Annotated in this window: 17 protein-coding genes; 8 read left to right on the top strand and 9 right to left on the bottom strand. The window is 71.5% G+C overall.

Annotated features, from left to right (window positions below; translation table 11 throughout):
- Nucleotides 1–48 precede the first annotated feature (48 nt).
- From dapE to ACEYYH_RS12800, 3 genes are all read left to right on the top strand, one after another.
- The gene (dapE, locus tag ACEYYH_RS12810; protein WP_374974761.1) at nucleotides 49–1,125 is read left to right on the top strand and encodes a succinyl-diaminopimelate desuccinylase; all 1,077 of its coding nucleotides are present in this window, start codon (nucleotides 49–51) and stop codon (nucleotides 1,123–1,125) included.
- Nucleotides 1,107–2,330 carry a hypothetical protein gene (locus ACEYYH_RS12805; RefSeq protein WP_374974760.1) on the top strand — a complete coding sequence of 408 codons (1,224 nt, stop codon included), beginning with the start codon at nucleotides 1,107–1,109 and terminating at the stop codon, nucleotides 2,328–2,330. Before dapE ends, ACEYYH_RS12805 begins: the two co-directional genes overlap by 19 nt.
- 95 nt (nucleotides 2,331–2,425) lie before the next feature.
- A complete protein-coding gene (locus ACEYYH_RS12800) occupies nucleotides 2,426–2,599 on the top strand; it encodes a DUF3117 domain-containing protein (protein ID WP_019179788.1) in 174 nt (57 codons plus the stop codon).
- A 54-nt stretch (nucleotides 2,600–2,653) separates the two neighbouring features.
- Here the strand turns inward: ACEYYH_RS12800 and ACEYYH_RS12795 are convergent, their stop codons facing one another.
- Complete coding sequence (locus tag ACEYYH_RS12795) at nucleotides 2,654–3,289, bottom strand: class I SAM-dependent methyltransferase (RefSeq protein ID WP_116192952.1); 636 nt, start codon at nucleotides 3,287–3,289, stop codon at nucleotides 2,654–2,656.
- 72 nt (nucleotides 3,290–3,361) lie between these two features.
- Here ACEYYH_RS12795 and ACEYYH_RS12790 point away from each other — a divergent pair, with 72 nt between their 5' ends.
- The gene (locus tag ACEYYH_RS12790; RefSeq protein WP_116192953.1) at nucleotides 3,362–3,742 is read left to right on the top strand and encodes a Sec-independent protein translocase TatB; all 381 of its coding nucleotides are present in this window, start codon (nucleotides 3,362–3,364) and stop codon (nucleotides 3,740–3,742) included.
- A gap of 11 nt (nucleotides 3,743–3,753) precedes the next feature.
- Here the strand turns inward: ACEYYH_RS12790 and ACEYYH_RS12785 are convergent, their stop codons facing one another.
- From ACEYYH_RS12785 to ACEYYH_RS12775, 3 genes are read right to left on the bottom strand one after another with little or no spacing between them, the layout of a single operon-like run.
- Complete coding sequence (locus ACEYYH_RS12785) at nucleotides 3,754–4,905, bottom strand: P-loop NTPase (protein ID WP_374974759.1); 1,152 nt, start codon at nucleotides 4,903–4,905, stop codon at nucleotides 3,754–3,756.
- Complete coding sequence (locus ACEYYH_RS12780) at nucleotides 4,902–5,429, bottom strand: DUF1003 domain-containing protein (protein ID WP_374974758.1); 528 nt, start codon at nucleotides 5,427–5,429, stop codon at nucleotides 4,902–4,904. Before ACEYYH_RS12780 ends, ACEYYH_RS12785 begins: the two co-directional genes overlap by 4 nt.
- A complete protein-coding gene (locus tag ACEYYH_RS12775) occupies nucleotides 5,429–6,751 on the bottom strand; it encodes a magnesium transporter MgtE N-terminal domain-containing protein (RefSeq protein ID WP_374974757.1) in 1,323 nt (440 codons plus the stop codon). The genes ACEYYH_RS12780 and ACEYYH_RS12775 overlap by 1 nt, the downstream gene beginning before the upstream one ends.
- 40 nt (nucleotides 6,752–6,791) lie before the next feature.
- Here ACEYYH_RS12775 and ACEYYH_RS12770 point away from each other — a divergent pair, with 40 nt between their 5' ends.
- Nucleotides 6,792–7,556 (top strand): general stress protein, encoded by a 765-nt coding sequence (locus tag ACEYYH_RS12770; protein ID WP_374974756.1) that lies wholly within the window; start codon nucleotides 6,792–6,794, stop codon nucleotides 7,554–7,556.
- Complete coding sequence (locus ACEYYH_RS12765; RefSeq protein ID WP_374974755.1) at nucleotides 7,553–8,251, top strand: alpha/beta family hydrolase; 699 nt, start codon at nucleotides 7,553–7,555, stop codon at nucleotides 8,249–8,251. The genes ACEYYH_RS12770 and ACEYYH_RS12765 overlap by 4 nt, the downstream gene beginning before the upstream one ends.
- Here the strand turns inward: ACEYYH_RS12765 and ACEYYH_RS12760 are convergent.
- Complete coding sequence (locus ACEYYH_RS12760) at nucleotides 8,227–9,426, bottom strand: citrate/2-methylcitrate synthase (RefSeq protein WP_374974754.1); 1,200 nt, start codon at nucleotides 9,424–9,426, stop codon at nucleotides 8,227–8,229. The genes ACEYYH_RS12765 and ACEYYH_RS12760 overlap by 25 nt on opposite strands.
- Before the next feature lie 113 nt (nucleotides 9,427–9,539).
- On the opposite strand from ACEYYH_RS12760, the gene ACEYYH_RS12755 reads away from it, so the two are divergent.
- Nucleotides 9,540–10,691 (top strand): citrate/2-methylcitrate synthase, encoded by a 1,152-nt coding sequence (locus tag ACEYYH_RS12755; RefSeq protein ID WP_374974753.1) that lies wholly within the window; start codon nucleotides 9,540–9,542, stop codon nucleotides 10,689–10,691.
- Nucleotides 10,692–10,697: 6 nt separating this feature from the next.
- Here the strand turns inward: ACEYYH_RS12755 and ACEYYH_RS12750 are convergent, their stop codons facing one another.
- The 3 genes from ACEYYH_RS12750 to ACEYYH_RS12740 all read right to left on the bottom strand — a co-directional run bounded on the left by ACEYYH_RS12750 (nucleotide 10,698) and on the right by ACEYYH_RS12740 (nucleotide 15,016).
- Complete coding sequence (locus ACEYYH_RS12750) at nucleotides 10,698–12,437, bottom strand: gamma-glutamyltransferase family protein (RefSeq protein WP_374978218.1); 1,740 nt, start codon at nucleotides 12,435–12,437, stop codon at nucleotides 10,698–10,700.
- A gap of 84 nt (nucleotides 12,438–12,521) precedes the next feature.
- Nucleotides 12,522–13,955, bottom strand: coding sequence for an aminopeptidase P family protein (locus tag ACEYYH_RS12745; protein ID WP_374974752.1), 1,434 nt, complete (start codon nucleotides 13,953–13,955; stop codon nucleotides 12,522–12,524).
- A 38-nt stretch (nucleotides 13,956–13,993) separates the two neighbouring features.
- On the bottom strand, nucleotides 13,994–15,016 hold the full coding sequence (locus ACEYYH_RS12740) for an endonuclease/exonuclease/phosphatase family protein (protein ID WP_374974751.1): 1,023 nt from the start codon (nucleotides 15,014–15,016) through the stop codon (nucleotides 13,994–13,996).
- A gap of 83 nt (nucleotides 15,017–15,099) precedes the next feature.
- Here ACEYYH_RS12740 and ACEYYH_RS12735 point away from each other — a divergent pair, with 83 nt between their 5' ends.
- Entirely contained in the window at nucleotides 15,100–15,963 is an 864-nt protein-coding gene (locus tag ACEYYH_RS12735) for a PHP domain-containing protein (protein ID WP_374974750.1), read from the top strand.
- 68 nt (nucleotides 15,964–16,031) lie between these two features.
- On the opposite strand, the gene ACEYYH_RS12730 is transcribed toward ACEYYH_RS12735, so the two are convergent.
- Complete coding sequence (locus ACEYYH_RS12730; RefSeq protein ID WP_116192963.1) at nucleotides 16,032–16,463, bottom strand: SHOCT domain-containing protein; 432 nt, start codon at nucleotides 16,461–16,463, stop codon at nucleotides 16,032–16,034.
- Between the last annotated feature and the right edge of the window lie 66 nt (nucleotides 16,464–16,529).

Raw genomic sequence — 16,529 nt, 5'->3', positions numbered from 1 at the left:
GGCCATTTCGCGTTAACCACCCCATACCCCGCTCGGTAGACTCGAGGGATGCCGGCGCTCGACCTGACTCTTCCCTCTGACGAACTCACTCGCATCATCTGCGACATTCCGAGCGTCTCCGGCGAAGAGAAGGCCCTCGCCGACGCCATCTTCGACGAGATCTCCGCCCGTGACCACCTCGACGTGTACCGCGACGGCGACACGATCGTCGCCCGCACCCACCTGGGTCGGGCGCAGCGTGTCGTCATCGCCGGCCACATCGACACGGTTCCCATCAACGGCAACGTGCCGACGAAGGACATCGAGCTCGAGGGGGCGCCCTACATCTGGGGCCGTGGCACCGTCGACATGAAGGCGGGCGTCGCGGTGCAGCTGAAGCTCGCCGCCGAACTCGCAGCTCCCCGGGTCGACATCACCTGGATGTGGTACGACCACGAGGAGGTCGACGCGGACCTCAACGGTCTCACCCGCCTCGCGCGCACCCGGCCGGACCTGTTCGCCGGCGACTTCGCGATCCTCGGGGAGCCGTCCAACGGCGAGGTCGAAGGCGGCTGCAACGGCAACCTGCGTGCGATCGTCCGCACGAACGGCGTGCGAGCGCACAGCGCCCGAGCGTGGATCGGCGAGAACGCGATCCACAAGGCTGCTCCCATCCTCGAACGACTCCACGCCTATGTCCCGCGCGACGTCGCGGTCGAGGGCCTCGTCTACCGTGAGGGCCTCAATGCCGTGCGCATCAACGGTGGCGTGGCCGGCAACGTGATCCCCGATCTGTGCGAGGTGGAAGTCAACTATCGCTTCGCCCCGAGCCGCGATGTCGCCGAGGCCGAGAGTCACGTCCGCGACGTGTTCGCCGGCTTCGAGGTGGATGTCGTCGACGCCGCAGCCGGCGCGCGACCCGGGCTGGACGCGCCGCTCGCTCAGGAGTTCCTGGCGGCCGTCGGCGCCGAGCCCCGGCCGAAGTACGGCTGGACCGACGTCGCACGCTTCAGCGCGCTGGGCGTGCCCGCGGTGAACTACGGCCCCGGCGACCCGCACCTGGCCCACCACGACGAGGAGCGGGTGCCGATCTCCCAGATCGAAGCGGTCGAGCGGGGTCTGCGCGCGTGGCTGGCGAGCAGCTGATCCTGCCGCCGGTGACGCGCCCGTCGGCCGCGCGGACCGCCTTGCGCGTGGCGGCGATCTACGTCGCCGCCCGGATCGTCACCACGCTGTTCCTCTTCGCCGCGACCGAGCTCTCGGGCTTCACGTCGCGGATGGGCGCGGATGCCCGCCTCGGCGACACCGTCGTCGCGTGGGACGGCATGTGGTACTGGACGGTCGCCGCATCGGGCTACCCGAGCAGGCTGCCCCTCACCGACTCCGGGCAGGTCGCGGAGAACGCGTGGGCGTTCCTCCCGCTCTACCCGTGGCTCGCGCAGGCGGTGTCGACGCCTTTCGGCCTCTGGCAGATCGGTGCCCTCATCGTCTCGCTCGTCGCCGGGTACGGGGCATCCGTCGCCCTCTACTATCTGCTGCGGATGCGGCTGGACGAATCCGCGACGCTCTGGGCGGTGGCGTTCTTCGCCAGCGGGCCCCTCGCGGCGCTCTTCCACGTCGGATACGCAGAGGCGCTCAACCTGTTCTGGCTGTTCTGCGCCCTGCTGGCCGTCGCACGCCGGCGGTATGTGTGGCTGTACGCCCTGATCCCCCTGATGGCGTTCACGCGTCCCGGCGTGCTGGCGTTCGCGCTTTTCCTCGCACTCTTCGGCATCTGGCGCTGGTTCACCCGCGCGCGCGAACCGCTGCGGGCACCGGAGATCGCGCACATCATCGCCGCGGGCCTGCTCGCTGCGGTCGCGGGGTTCGCGTGGCAGTTCATCGCCGGATGGGTGACGGGGAACCCGGATGCATATCTCGTCACGGAGATGGCCTGGCGGCGCAACTGGATCCTCGGTGACGCGACGTTCACGCCCTTCGAGCCCTTCCTCGCGGGAATCTCGTACTGGTTCGAGACCATGTGGCACCTCCCGCTCGTGCTCGGGTACGCCCTCGTGGCCGGGGGACTGCTCCTCGTCGCGGTCGCGCTGATCGCGCTGCCGCAGGTGCGACGGCTCGGCATCGAGATCCGCCTGTGGAGTGCCAGCTACCTCGTCTACCTCCTGCTGGTGTTCTTCCCGCAGTCGAGCATCTTCCGGCTGCTGGTGCCGTTGTCACCGCTGTGGGGCGCGTTCGCGGTTCCGCGCTCGCGGGCGTGGCGTGTCGGCGTGCTCGTCGCGTGCCTCCTCGGTCAGTGGTGGTGGATCTACAACATGTATGCGCTCGGCAGCACGAACTGGCAGGTCCCGTGACGCCGGATGACGGATGCCGCTTTCCCCAGGCGTGCCCGGGGCGTCGGCCCTCACGATAAACTCGACGTGCAGACCATCGATGAAAAGGAGCCGCAATGGCAGCCATGAAGCCGAGAACCGGAGACGGGCCGATGGAGGCCGTGAAGGAGGGTCGACTGATCATCGTGCGCGTGCCGCTCGAGGGAGGCGGTCGCCTCGTCGTCTCGGTGAACGACGCTGAGGCCAAGGAGCTCTACGACGTCCTGGGGGGCGTCGTCAACGCCGCGTAGTCGCTCGTTGCGCGAACGGCCGGTCCGAGCGGACCGGCCGTTCGCGTTCAAGACTCAGGACGTGGCGACGGTGGTGAGCTGCAGCAGACCCTCGCCCGTGATCGACAGAGCGCCGATCACCGCGGGGGAGGCCTGCGTCTCCTGGATGAGCGAGCGGTAAGCCGTCGTGACCGGGTCGCGGCGCACCGGATCGGCGACCGCGCCACCGGAGAGCACGCGGGGGACGAGCACCGTCCCGCCGGCGCGCACGAGGCGGAGGCCGTGCTCGACGTACTCGATGACGCCCTCGGGGTCGGCGTCGACGAGCACGATGTCATAGGACGCCTCGTTCATGCGCGGCAGCACCTCGGAGGCGCGGCCCGTGATGAAGCGGGCACGGGCCGGAGGGATCCGGGCCTCGGCGAAGGCCTGACGGGCGGCGCCGAGGTGCTCGGGCTCCTTGTCGATGGTGGTGAGGGTCGCGCGGGGGGAGCCGTGCAGCAGCCACAGTCCCGAGACCCCCGCCCCGGTGCCGATCTCGACGATGTTGAGCGCCTGCGACACCGCGGCGATGACCGCGCACTGGGCGCCGATCGCCGGGCTGATCGGCGCGGCGCCGAGCTCGAGCGCATGCGCGCGGGCACGCGCGATGTGCTCCGGCTCGCTCGTCGCCTCGTCGACGAACCGCTGGTTCGCGTTCTGCTCTCCCATCGGAATCCTCCGCCCGCCAGCCTACGCGGCCGCGCGGCGCTGGCCGCACAGGCACGGCGGTAATCTGAAGGCATGATCTTCGGCCTCACGATCGAGAAGCTCCTGCTGATCGGACTCGTCGCGGCACTCATCCTCGGACCCGAGCGGCTGCCCCGCTACGCGGAGGCCCTTGCGGGGCTGACCAAGCGGGCAAGGGCATGGGTGACGACCGCACGGACGCGCGTGCGGGACGAGATGGGCGAGGATTTCGACGACGTCGACTGGCGCACGCTCGACCCGCGTCAGTACGACCCGCGGCGCATCATCCGTGAGGCTCTGCTCGACGACGCTCCGGTCGCGAGCATCGCCGCGACCCAGGCGCCGTCCGCCCCCGTGCCCCCGACAACGCCGGTGCGGACGCCGTACCGGGTCCCGATCGACGGCCCGACGCCTTACGACAGCGAAGCGACCTGACCCCGCCGGGGTCAGCGCGGGCGGAACGGGAGCGAACGCCCCGACAGCCCGCGCGGAGTCTGTGCCAGCGTCTCGGCGAGGTCGGCGATGGCGCGGGCCGCGAGATCGTCGGGGTGTGCGATGACCGCCGGCGTGCCGGCATCCGCGTCGGTCCGCAACGTCGGGCTGAGCGGCACCGAAGCCAGCAGGGGGACCTCGGCGTCGGGCTGTGACAGCGACTCGGCGACCGCGGCGCCGCCGCCGGCGCCGAACACGTCGATGGTCGTGCCGTCGGGAAGGGTCATGGCGGCCATGTTCTCGACCACGCCGATGACGCGCTGCCCGGTCTGACGCGCGACGACGCCGCTGCGTACCGCGACGTCGGCGGCCGCGGCCTGCGGAGTCGTCACGACGAGCACTTCGGCGTTGGGCAGCAGCTGCCCGACCGAGATCGCGACGTCGCCGGTGCCGGGCGGCATGTCGAGCAGGAGCACGTCGAGGTCGCCGAAGTACACGTCCGTGAGGAACTGCTGCACCGTGCGGTGCAGCATCGGCCCGCGCCACGCCACGGCGCCGACCGGCGCGTCGCCCTCGGCACGGCGCAGGAACATGCCGATCGAGATCACTTTCACGCCGTGCGCGACCGGCGGGAGCATGAGATCGTCGACGCGCGTCGGCTGGGGCACGGTGCCGTCGGCCGCGACGAGCCCCAGCTGGCCGGGGATCGAGAACCCGTGCACGTCGGCGTCGATGAGCCCGATGGCGAGCCCGCGTGCGGCGAGCGCCGCGGCGAGGTTCGCGGTCACCGTCGACTTGCCGACGCCGCCTTTGCCGCTCGTGACGGCGATGACACGCGTGAGCGTGCCGGGACCGAAGGGCATCTCGCGGGGCCGCCCGCCGCGCAGCCGCTCCGTGAGTGCGTGCCGCTCGGCAGGAGTCATGACGCCCACCTCGAGCGCGACATCCGTGATCCCCGGAACGGATGCTGCGGCCGCGCGCACGTCGGACGCGATCCGGTCCGCCGCGGGGCACCCCACGATGGTCAGGGCGATCGCGACGTGCGCGATGTCGCCGTCCACGGAGACCTCGCGGACCATGTCGAGCTCGCCGATCGGGCGCCGCAGCTCAGGGTCGGAGACGGCACCGACGGCGGCGCGGACGGCGTCGGCGGAGACCGGGCTCATCGTGCAGCGCCGTCTTCGACCTCGGGCGTGCTCTCGAGCTTCTCGAGCATCGCGCGCAACTCGGTGCGCAGGACGTCGCGCGTCAGCACCTGGTCGGCGAAGTCGTTGACGGCCATCCGCAGGGCGACGACCTCTCGGGCGAGGAACTCGGTGTCGGCGAGGTTGCGCTCCGCGCGCTGCCGGTCCTGCTCGATCTGCACGCGGTCACGGTCGTCCTGCCGGTTCTGTGCCAGCAGGATGAGGGGCGCGGCATACGACGCCTGCAGCGACAGGATCAGAGTCAGCAGTGTGAAGTTGGTCGCCGCCGGGTCGAACTGGAGCTGCGGCGGCATGAAGATGTTCCACGTCAGCCATACGGCGACGAAGATCGTCATCCCGATCAGGAAGCCCGACGTGCCCATCGCACGGGCGAACGCCTCGGAGAACCGGCCGAAACGGTCGCTGGAGGGCTGCGGGGAGCGCTGCAGCATGCCCGAGCGGCCACGGGGCGCGTCGAGTGACGGCTGGCGGGTGTTGCGTGCCATCAGCGCCTCCGGCCTGCGCCGGACGGCTTGCCCAGGGTGGACGTACTGGCTGTCGTGGTCGGGACGGGTGCCGGGCGTTCATCCTCCTCGGCATCGTGCGATCTCCAGTCCTCGGGGAGGAGATAGTCGAGCACGTCGTCGACGCTGACCGCGCCGACCAGTCGATGGGCGGGATCGACGACGGGGAGCGAGACGAGGTTGTACGAGGCGAGCAGTCGCGCAACCTCGGCGGCCGAGGCGGTCGCCGGCACCGGGTCGAGCGTGTCGTCGATGATCGCACCCAGGCGTTCGTGCGGCGGATACCTCAGCATCCGCTGGAAGTGCACGGTTCCGAGAAGACGGCCGGTGGGCGTCTCGTACGGAGGGAGGGTCACGAAGACCGCGGCGGCGAGTGCGGGGTGAAGCTCGTGACGGCGGATGAGTGCGAGGGCCTCGGCGATCGTCGCGTCGGCGGAGAGCACGATGGGCTCACTGGTCATGAGGCCGCCGGCGGTGTCGGGGCCGTACTTGAGGAGGGCGCGGACGTCCTCGGCCTCTTCGGGCTCCATGAGCTCGAGGAGCTCCTCGCGCTGGTCTTCCGGGAGCTGTCCGAGCACGTCGGCGGCATCGTCGGGCTCCATGGCGTCGAGGATGTCGGCGGCGCGCTCGTCGTCCAGCGCCTCGAGGATGTGGACCTGCTCCTCTTCGGGCATCTCTTCGAGGGCGTCGGCGAGGCGGTCGTCGGGGAGCTCCTCCACGACCTCGAGCAGTCGCTCCTCGGGGAGGTCGAGCAGCGTGTTCGCGAGGTCGGCGGGACGCAGCTCGGAGTAGGTCGCCACCAGCTGCTCGGCGGACTGCGCCTCGCCGGGCACCTGGCTCTCCCGCACGGCGTCCCAGTTGGCGAACGTCGTCGGTCCTTTGGCGAACGGGGAGGCGCTGGTCTTCGGCTTTCGCAGGAACAGCTGGCCGACGTCCCACTCGCCGAGGCGGTTGCGCTCGATGGCGACGTCCTCGATCACCGCGGTGCCGGAGCCGTCGGCGAAGAACACCTTGCGGCCGAGCAGCTCGGCCATGACCCGCACCTCGCCACCGCGCTGCTGGAAGCGGCGGACGTTGATGAGGCCGGTGGTGATGACCTGGCCGGTCGCGATGGAGGTGACGCGGCCGATCGACACGAAGACATTGCGTCGGCCGGGAATCTCGACCATGAGACCGACCACGCGGGGCGGATCGTCTTTGCGGTAGATGACGACGACGTCGCGGACCTTGCCGAGACGGTCGCCGGCGGGGTCGAAGACCGAGCACCCGGAAAGGCGCGCGACGAAAACCCTCTGCGTGCTCACACGTCCCAGCGTAGTCCGCGTGCCGTGGGAGGATGGGGAGATGACCATGATGGGAGGGCGCTCTCCGCAGAGTTCCGACGCGGTCGGACCGACCGTGGCGAGCTTCCCGACGTACGAGGCGGCGCAGAAGGCGGTGTCGTCCCTCATCGCGGCCGACATCCCGGCGCGCGACATCGCGATCGTGGGGCAGGGCCTCCGCTCGATCGAGCGCATCACCGGCCGCCTGGGCTACGCGTCGGCCGCGCGGTCCGGCGCGGTGAACGGACTCCTCCTCGGCCTCCTCTTCTCGGCGATCCTCGTGATCGGCTCGCCGTCCGTGCCGATCCAGGCATTCGTCGGCGTCCTCTTCGTCGGCATCGCGATCGGCATGCTGCTGAGCATCGTGGCGTACTCGTTCGTGCGTCGCCGCCGCGACTACGCCTCGGTGATGCAGGTCGTGGCGGACCACTACGAGGTGACCGTCACCGACAACAGCGTCGGCCGCGCGCGTCAGGTGCTCGGCCCGCAGGCCGTGGTCGCACCGGCGGTTCCGGTCACCCCGGCGTCGGGCGTGGGCTCTGGTCCGGCGCCGCTGCCCTCTGAGCCGCCCAAGTACGGCGAGCGTGTCGCACCCATGACCGACGCCGAGGTCCCGGCCGACAATGAAGCCTCTGCCGCGCCCGACATCCCGGCGGCGCCCGCGCAGCCCGCAGGCGCCGGGTCCGCGGCCGAGCAGGACGCCGTCCCCGCGAACGCCGAGTCGGCGACCGACGGAGGCGACGGAGCGTCCAACGCCCCGCGCGCCGACGACAGCGAGCGCGCATGAGCGCAGACGGGGATTCCTCGCGGATCGCCGTCGCGCTCCCGAACGGGAGCGCCGAGGTATCGGCCGACGTCGTCATGCCCTCGTCGGCATGGGCCTTCGCCGCGGTGGCACACGGCGCAGGCACGGGGTATCGGCATCCGTTCCTCGCCGGCTTCTCAGACGCGCTCGCGCAACAGGGCGTCGCCACGCTTCGCTTCAACTTCCCGTACGTCGAGGCGGGTCGACGGATGCCGGGACCCGCGGCGCACGCGATCGCGACGTGGGCGGCGGTCCATGCCGAGCTGGTCGAGCGCGCGGCGGGCGCACCGGTGTTCGCGATGGGCAAGTCGTACGGCGGGCGCATGGCGTCGATGGCCGCCGCGGAGGGGGCGATCGACCCGGCCGGCCTGGTGTACCTCGGCTATCCGCTTCACCCCCCGGGCAGCCCCGACAAGGCCCGCACCGCTCACCTGCCCGACGTGCCGCAGCCCCAGCTCTTCGTCGAAGGCACCAAAGACCCCTTCATCGAGCCCCACGCGCAGCTGGAGGAGGCCGTCGCGTCGTGCCGGGTCGCCGAAATCGCCTGGATCGACGGCGGGGGGCACTCGTTCGAGGTCAAAGGACGCAAGCGCCCGGCGGCCGAGATCGCGGCCGAGCTCGCGCCGCCGGTCGCGGGGTGGCTGCGTCGGGCTCATTCCGGGGCGGGACCGACGTAGCGCCCACGCGGTCGCAGGCGCATCGGCCGTTCGTCGTACTCGTCGACCGCGTGCGAGATCCAGCCTGCGATACGGCCGATCGCGAAGATCACTGCCCCGGCGTCGTCGGACATGTCCGCCCACAGCGTGAGCGCGGCCAGCGCCAGATCGAGATTCGGCAGCGCGCCGGCGCGGCGCCCCACCTCGGCGGCGACCGCGTCGACCGCGGCGAGCACGTCCGCGCTGTCGGGTGCCTGCCGCAGCATGTCGAGGAGCACCGCCGCCCGCATGTCGCCGCCGGCATACAGGGGCTGGCCGAATCCGGGGATGCCTCGACCACCGTCGCGCACAGCGCGCGAGATCGCGGTCGTCGGCGCTTCACCGTCGCGCACGGCCCGGAGCAGGTGTGCGGCCGCGCGGCTCGCGGTGCCGTGCAGCGGCGCGTCGAAGGCGCCGAGCGCTGCGGTGACGACGGCGTACCCCGACGCGCGCGCCGAGCCGGCCACGCGCGCCGCGAGCGTCGAGACGGCGAGATCGTGGTCGATGACGAGCACCAGCGCCGCGTCAATGAGCCGGGATCCGCCCGGCCGATCCCGCGCGGCGAGTGCGTGCCACAGCGTCTCTGCGACGCCGGCGGGTTCGAGGGTGCCGGCGAGCGCGGCGGGCAGACCCGTCACGAGCCGAGCACCGACCCGCACGAGCTGTGACGGGTCCGGGTCGTCGCGCAGGGGATCCGTGGCGGCGAGGGCCGTCACGGCCACGAGCAGACGATCGAGGGGGGCGGCGGCCTCACCCAGCGCGTCGATGGTGCGCCGGGCGACCGCCAGGTCGGAGGGAGCCGGGATGCGCAGCGACGGCACGTCCCACAGCCAGATCACGACCTCCTCGAACGATGAGTCGCGCGCGAGCTGCTCCGCCGACCGCTCGCGATAGTGCAGCTCATCGTCGTCGATGTGGGCGAGCTTCGTGTCGAGCACCATGAGCGGGGTGCCCGGAGCAGAGGACCCGGGCACGGCGCTGGGGGAGCGCCGGCGCCGGCGCGCGAACGCCTCGACTTCCAGCGGGTCGAAGGACGAACCCGCCGCGTCGCGCTCCCTCGTCAGCAGTCCTCGTGACACGTAGGCGTACAGCGACTCCGGCTTGACGCCGAGGCGAGCGGCCGTCTCTGCCGCGGTCAGTCGGGGAAGGTCTCCCATGAGGTTGATCCGATCAAGATTGACGAAAGCGTGATCAAGTTCCGACACTGACTGTAGCGGGAACGACCGCCCGGGGCGGCCGACGTCCCGCGATCCCCGAGCAAGGAGCCGACATGACCACGACGACACGCACCACACAGATCGCCGCGCCGCGGGGCCTCGCCGGCGTGATCGTCGCCGATACCGCCGTGAGCGACGTCCGCGGAGCGGAAGGGTTCTATCAGTACCGTGACCGATCGGCGATCGAGCTGGCCGAGACGGTGAGCTTCGAGGACGCCTGGCAGCTGCTCGTGACGGGTGAGACCGCGACGGATGCCTCGCGCCCGGCGTTCGCCGCCCGCATCGCCGAAGCCACCATCGTGCGGAAGGCCGACCTCGACGTCGTCGTCGACGCGGTGTCGTCGGCGACGCCGGACGTGCTGGCCGGGCTCGCGGCCGCCTGGCCGCTGCTCGGCGCGCGGCGCAGCATCCGTCCGCTCTACGATCTCGACGAGGACGAGCGTCTCGCCGACGCGATCGCACTGGCGGCGGCGACGCCGGCGCTCGTCGGTGCGCTGTGGCGGCGCGACCGCGGCGACGGCGGCCTGACCGTGCTGAAGGACCGCGGCGTCGTCGCGAACTACCTCCGCCAGGTCACCGGCGTGGTCCCGGACGAGGCGACCGAGAGCGCGCTGACCGCGTATCTCATCGCCGTCATGGACCACGGCTTCAACGCCTCCACCTTCACCGCGCGGGTCATCGCCTCGACGGGGGCGGATGCTGCGGCCTGCCTCGTCGGTGCCCTCGGCGCTCTGACAGGACCCCTGCACGGCGGGGCGCCGTCGCGAGCTCTCGACGGTCTCGACGCCGTCGGCTCCGCGGATCGCATCGAGCCGTGGATCCGCGGCGAGCTCGCTTCCGGGCGGCGACTGATGGGGTTCGGCCATGCCGTGTACCGCACCGCCGATCCACGCGCCGAGCTGATGAAGCGGGTCGCCGAGCGCACGGGCGGGCCGCGCGTCGAGCTCGCGCTGCGGTTCCAGGAGAGCGCCGAGCGGCTGCTCGCGGAGGCGAAGCCAGGCCGCGAGCTGCACGCGAACGTCGAGTTCTGGGCCGCGCTCGTGATGGAGCAGTGCGGGATCCCGCGCTCGATGTTCACGCCGACGTTCGCCGTCGCCCGCACGATCGGGTGGACCGCGCACATCCTCGAACAGGCGCGCGACCCGAAGATCATCCGCCCGTCGGCGCGGTATGTGGGGCCATCGGTCCGCGTGGCGGCGGCGTGAGCGCGGTCACCGCCCGGCGGCGTACCCCTGCATCCCGCGCGGGTTCGCCGCACCCCACAGCACGCCGGTGGCCGCATCGCGTCCGACGGCCGACACGCGGCCGAGCGCCCAGTCACCCGCGCGCGTGACGCGGTGTCCGCGGCGCTCGAGCCCCTCGATCACCGCGTCGCCGAGCCGGTTCTCGACCACGGCGCCTGCGGGCGTCCAGGTGCGCGGCCAGAACGATTCGGGCATCGACGTCGTGTGCAGCGCGGGGGCATCGATCGCCTGCTGCGGCGTATACCCGCCGACGATGATGCGCAGCAGCGCCAGCAGCTGCCACTGGTCCTGCTGGTCGCCGCCGGGGGAGCCGATCGCGAACTCGGGCGCGCCGTCACGCAGCACCAGCGTGGGCGTGAGCGTGGTGCGCGGGCGCCTGCCCGGGACGAGGGAGGACGGATGCCCCGGCTCCAGCCACGTCATCTGCAGGCGGGTGCCGAGGCAGAAACCGAGAGCGGGGATGGTCGGCGACGACTGCAGCCAGCCGCCCGACGGTGTCGCCGAGACAATGTTTCCCCACCGGTCGATGACGTCGAGGTGGCAGGTGTCGCCCTTCGTCTCGCCGGTCTTCGCGACGGTGGGTTCACCGGTGCCGACGGCAGGCGCATCGTACGTCGTGCGCAGCGGCGGGCGGAACGGCGTGCGCCCGGGCAGAGAGCCTGGGCGGAACTCTGCCGAGGCCTGCGACGTGATCAGCGACCGCCGCTCATCGAGGTAGGCGGCGGACAGCAAGGCGTCGAGGTCGACATCGTCGTCGCCGAACCACGCGTCGCGGTCGGCGTACGCCAGCTTCTGCGCTTCGAGGATCGTGTGCGCGCCAGCCTCCTGCGACGGATCGAGCAGATCGTCGGCGAGCGGTTCGAGCAGGCCCAGCGTCTGCAGCAGTGCCGGCCCCTGCGTCCACGCACCCGCCTTCGCGATCGTGCGGCCGCGGAACTCCCGGGTGACGGCGGGTTCATACCCCGCGTCGAAGCCGGCGAAGTCATCCGCGGTGATGACCGCCGCGTGCGCACCGCCACCGGAGTGCCGGTGCGGCTGCGACAGGAACGCGGATGCTTCGTGCGCGACGATCCCCGTCTTCCATTCGCGCCGCGCGGCGTCGATGCGGGCGGCGCGGCCGACCGGCCCGTCGTCGCGCACGGTGCACGACGCATGCACGAGCGAATCGAGCACGGCCGCGTACGCCGGGTTGCGCATGATCCGCCCGGCGACCGGAACCTCGCCGTCGGGCAGCCACAGGTCGGCCGATGTCGCCCAGTCGTCGCGGAAGAGCTCGGCGACGCGGGCGATCGTGGCGGCGGCGCCGGCCACGAGCGGGTGCCCGTCGCGCGCGTAGCCGATGGCGTACGCGAGGACGTCGGCGAGCTCCCACGTGCCGTGGTCGCGCAGCAGGAGGAGCCACGCGTCGACCGCGCCGGGCACCGCGGCCGCGAGGCCGCCGGCGCCCGGGGCGAGGTCGAGACCCTGATCCCGGTGGTGCTCGATCGTGGCGCCCGCAGGCGCGGGCCCCTGGCCCATCAGCACGGTCGGGGTCGCAGCATCCGTCTCCTGGAAGATGGCGACGAGGTCGCCGCCGGGTCCGTTGAGGTGGGGTTCGACGACGTGCAGCACGAAGGCCGCGGCGACCGAGGCGTCGAAGGCGTTGCCGCCGCGCTCGAGCACGGCCTGAGCCGTCGCGGTCGCGATCCAGTGGGTGGACGCGGCCATGCCGAACGTGCCGGTCAGCGTCGGGCGCGTCGTGAAGGACGCCGGTGCGGTGTATTTCGACACGCTCAAGAGCCGATGAGAGCGTCAGCGGCCGCCGCGGGCCATCCAGGCCTCGACCTCGTCGGCGGTGCGCGGGATCGCGGCCGAGAGGTTCACGGGTCCGTCGGCGGTCATGAGGATGTCGTCCTCGATGCGCACGCCGATGCCGCGATACTCCTCGGGGACGGTGATGTCGTCGATCTGGAAGTACAGGCCCGGTTCGATCGTGAAGACCATGCCGGCTTCCAGGACGCCGTCGTAGTACATGTCGCGACGCGCCTGCGCGCAGTCGTGCACGTCGATGCCGAGGTGGTGGCTCGTGCCGTGGACCATGTAGCGGCGGTGGTGGCCCCCTGCGTCGGCGTCGAGGGCTTCCTCTGCGGTGACCGGCAGCAGCCCCCACTCGGCCACGCGCGTCGCGATGACCTGCATCGCCGCCTCATGGATCGAGCGGAACTTCACGCCCGGCTTCGCCACCGCGAACGCGGCGTCCGCCGCCTCGCGCACGGTCTCGTAGACCTTGCGCTGCACGTCGCTGAAACGGCCGCTGACCGGCAGCGTGCGCGTGATGTCGGCGGTGTAGAGGCTGTCGACCTCGACGCCCGCGTCGATGAGGATCAGGTCGCCCGGCACGACCGCGCCGTCGTTGCGTGTCCAGTGCAGGTAGCAGGCGTGAGGACCGGATGCCGCGATCGTGTCGTAGCCGACCGCGTTGCCGTCGCTGCGAGCGCGCTGGTGGAACACGCCCTCCACGACGCGCTCGCCGCGCGGGTGGTCGACGATCGCGGGCAGGTTCGCGACGATGTCGTCGAAGCCGGCGGCCGTGACCTGGACGGCGAGCTCCATCTGGCCGATCTCGTACGCGTCCTTCACGAGGCGCAGTTCCGACACGAACCGCGTGAGGTCGTCGTCCTCGTCGAGCACGACATCCCCGTCACCGGCTTCGAAGTCGTCGATGTGCGCCGTCGCGAGGCCGAGATCGGACGCGACGCCGGCGAGCGCGGGCCGCGGGCCGATCCAGAACTCACCGATCGAGGCATCCGAGTAGAACTCGCTCGTCGTGCGATCGGCGCGCTCGCGGAAGTAGAGCGTGACGTCGTGGCCGCCGGCGGAGCGGGGCTCGAACACGAGCACCGCGCCGGGCTCGGCGTCGGACGCCCAGCCTGTCAGGTGTGAGAAGGCGGAGTGCGCGCGGAACGGATAGTCGGTGTCGTTGCTGCGCTGCTGGAGCTCGCCGGCGGGGATCACGAGGCGCTTGCCGGGGAAGGCCGCTGACACCGCATCGCGGCGCGCGGCGGTGAACGCAGCCTGCGCGCGAGCCGGGGGAGTCGACTCAGGGCGCTCGGCCCAGCCGGTCGAGATCGTGTCGAGGAAGCCCTGGCCGTAAGGCTGTCGGCGGTTCGTGCTGGTCGAGGTCGGGGTCGAGGTCTCGGTGGTGCTCGTGGCGCCGGGGGACTGCTCGCTGGCTGCGCTGCTCATGCCTCCCAGTCTCGCACGGGCGTAGGAGCGCGGACAGTTCAGCCGGCCGGGTCGTACTGGACGATGAGCGGTCGATGGTCCGAGCCGGAACCGTCGAGCGAGCGCAGCACCAGAGAGCCGGTCGCCCGCCATTGCTGGGTCGCCATCACGTGGTCGATCGGGGCGCCGAGGATGGCCGGCATCTCGGCCGACCAGGTGCCCAGCGCGGCGTTGCCCGTCTCCGCGGCGGCGTCGCTGCAGTGGCCGAGCGTGGCGCCGTCGAGCCCGAGCCCTGACATGTGGTCGACCGTCGCGTTGAAGTCGCCGGCCATGATCACGTTGCCGTCGCCGCATTGATCGGCCAGCCACTGCAGGTCGTCCCGCCAGTTCTGCATGTAGCTCGGGCGCGGCGCGACGGCGTGGACGGCGACGACGGTGGGTCCCTCGCCGGAGACGGGCATCGCGACGGCGCTCGGCACGGTCGAGGTGTTGCTGCTGCCGTCGAGCGAGGACTCGATCACGGCGTAGTCGCCGAGCTCGGGCGAGATCAGGAGTGTCGTGGAGCCGGCATCCCATTCCGTCGACGGGTCCGAGGCGTGGTGCGCCCACATGCGGTGGCCCAGGTCGCGCATCGCGATGGCGACGCTCTCGCCAGTCTCGATGGTCGTCTCGGGGAGCGCGACGATGTCGGCGTCCATCGCGACCGCGATCTTGGCGATCGTCTCGGGCGGCGTCGCCGGCCCGGCGGTGTTCCACGTCATCACGCGGATGGACGCGTCGGTCTTGGCGGGCAGCGGGTCGCTGCCCAGGCCCCCGCGGGATGACAGCACCGCGATGTTCGCGACGGTCGCGAGCCCCGCGACCACCGCGAGCGAGAACGCGAACGCGCGGATGGGGCGGGCGATCGCCAGGAGGAGGGCCAGCAGCGCCGCGGCGGCGAGCGCGAGCGCGAGGATGCCTCGGAAAGAGACGATCTGGGCGATGGGAAAGAAGCGCTCGACGCGGAAGAAGCCGGGGAACGTCAGCACCGCCGCAGCGATCGCGCACAGCACGGTGATGAGGATCCCGAGCAGGCGAAGCACGTCGGCGACTCTATGCGAGCAGGCTGTGAGATCCGTCAGCGGACCGGGCGTGCCGCGTGGTACCGCCGCGCTACGCTCGGAGGATGCCCAGACTGCAGCGGTTCGAAGGACCGAGCGACCTGCATCTGCACTCGGCGAACTCCGACGGCACGCAGCCTCCCGCCGAGGTGATGGCGTCGGCGCACCGGCACGGCGTCCGCACCGCCGCCCTCACGGACCACGACACCACCTCGGGCTGGGCCGAGGCGGCCGAGGCTGCGACCTCCCTCGGCATGACCTTCGTGCCGGGGATGGAGCTGTCGGCGCGGCACGAGTGGCGCAGCGTCCACGTGCTGGCGTACCTTCCCGACCCCGACGAGCCGGCGTTGCGCGCCGAGACCGCGCGCATCCGCTCGTCGCGGCTGGATCGCGCGCGGCTGATGGCCGACCGCATCGCACGCGACTACGACCTGGTGTGGGACGACATCCTCGAGCAGACCTCCGACGGCGCGACCGTCGGCCGCCCGCACATCGCCGACGCGCTGGTGGCGCGGGGGCTGGTCCGCGATCGGGCCGAGGCGTTCGCCGGCATCCTGAGCCCCCGCGGCGACTACTACGTGGCGCTCTACGCGCCGGACCCGGTCACCGCGGTGGGACTCGTCACGGGCGCGGGGGGAGTGCCGGTCATCGCGCATCCCGCCGGGCGCGCGGGCCTGCTTCCGATGCGACTGATGGAACGGATGCTGGACGCCGGCCTCGCCGGCTTCGAACTGGGTCATCGCGAGAACCGCGACCCGGCGCTCACGACCCTGCGGGACCTGTGCCGCGAACGCGACCTCGTCGTGACCGGCTCCAGCGACTACCACGGCCTGGGCAAGCCGAACCAGCCGGGTGAGAACACCACGACCGACGAGATGGTGTCGCGCATCATCGCCCTGGCGAGCGGAAGCGCCCCCGTCTACCCGTGAGGGTGGACGAGGGCGCTCCGTGACCGCGGACTCCGCGGGTCAGATCATGACGGTCGGCGAGTTGCCGATCAGCTCAGGGCCTTGGCCTTCAGCGCGTCGTACTCGGCCTGCGTGATCGTGCCGGCGTCGAGCAGGCCCTTCGCCTTCGCGATCTCTTCGGCCGGGCTGGCGCCGGAGCCCGCGACGGACTTGATGTACGCGTCCTGCGCGCTCTGCAGCTCGGAGGCCTCCTTCGCGCTGCGCTTGGCCATGCCGTTTCCGCGCGCGATCAGGTAGACGAGCAGCGTCAGGAAGGGCACGAAGATCAGGAAGATGATCCAGACGGCCTTCCACCAGCCGTTCAGCTTGTGGTCGCGGAACAGGTCGGCGATCACGGCGAACAGCGCGAACAGGTACGCCATGAAGAAGAAGATCCAGAGGAACCACCAGATGATGTCCCAGAAGGATCCCCAGAAACCCTGGTACTCGTAGCCGGTGGTGACGGCCTCGATGATACGCATCGTGTGCCTTTCGTGAATGCGAGGTACCGGCGCCCAGTGCGCCGCCTGCGCTCACCATAGCGCTGT

Origin of the sequence: Microbacterium trichothecenolyticum (assembly GCF_041938625.1) — a bacterium.
GTDB classification, from domain to species: Bacteria; Actinomycetota; Actinomycetes; order Actinomycetales; family Microbacteriaceae; genus Microbacterium; species Microbacterium trichothecenolyticum_D.
This window is presented reverse-complemented; position numbering and strand designations above follow the sequence as displayed.

What these genes read in the sequence shown, in the direction of transcription:
- dapE (WP_374974761.1), top strand. Translation starts at nt 49, where the DNA reads ATGCCGGCGCTCGACCTGACTCTTCCCTCTGACGAACTCACTCGCATC.
- ACEYYH_RS12800 (WP_019179788.1), top strand. Translation starts at nt 2,426, where the DNA reads ATGGCAGCCATGAAGCCGAGAACCGGAGACGGGCCGATGGAGGCCGTG.
- ACEYYH_RS12795 (WP_116192952.1), bottom strand. Translation starts at nt 3,289, where the DNA reads ATGGGAGAGCAGAACGCGAACCAGCGGTTCGTCGACGAGGCGACGAGC.
- ACEYYH_RS12790 (WP_116192953.1), top strand. Translation starts at nt 3,362, where the DNA reads ATGATCTTCGGCCTCACGATCGAGAAGCTCCTGCTGATCGGACTCGTC.
- ACEYYH_RS12785 (WP_374974759.1), bottom strand. Translation starts at nt 4,905, where the DNA reads ATGAGCCCGGTCTCCGCCGACGCCGTCCGCGCCGCCGTCGGTGCCGTC.
- ACEYYH_RS12780 (WP_374974758.1), bottom strand. Translation starts at nt 5,429, where the DNA reads ATGGCACGCAACACCCGCCAGCCGTCACTCGACGCGCCCCGTGGCCGC.
- ACEYYH_RS12770 (WP_374974756.1), top strand. Translation starts at nt 6,792, where the DNA reads ATGACCATGATGGGAGGGCGCTCTCCGCAGAGTTCCGACGCGGTCGGA.
- ACEYYH_RS12765 (WP_374974755.1), top strand. Translation starts at nt 7,553, where the DNA reads ATGAGCGCAGACGGGGATTCCTCGCGGATCGCCGTCGCGCTCCCGAAC.
- ACEYYH_RS12760 (WP_374974754.1), bottom strand. Translation starts at nt 9,426, where the DNA reads ATGGGAGACCTTCCCCGACTGACCGCGGCAGAGACGGCCGCTCGCCTC.
- ACEYYH_RS12755 (WP_374974753.1), top strand. Translation starts at nt 9,540, where the DNA reads ATGACCACGACGACACGCACCACACAGATCGCCGCGCCGCGGGGCCTC.
- ACEYYH_RS12750 (WP_374978218.1), bottom strand. Translation starts at nt 12,437, where the DNA reads ATGGCCGCGTCCACCCACTGGATCGCGACCGCGACGGCTCAGGCCGTG.
- ACEYYH_RS12745 (WP_374974752.1), bottom strand. Translation starts at nt 13,955, where the DNA reads ATGAGCAGCGCAGCCAGCGAGCAGTCCCCCGGCGCCACGAGCACCACC.
- ACEYYH_RS12735 (WP_374974750.1), top strand. Translation starts at nt 15,100, where the DNA reads ATGCCCAGACTGCAGCGGTTCGAAGGACCGAGCGACCTGCATCTGCAC.
- ACEYYH_RS12730 (WP_116192963.1), bottom strand. Translation starts at nt 16,463, where the DNA reads ATGCGTATCATCGAGGCCGTCACCACCGGCTACGAGTACCAGGGTTTC.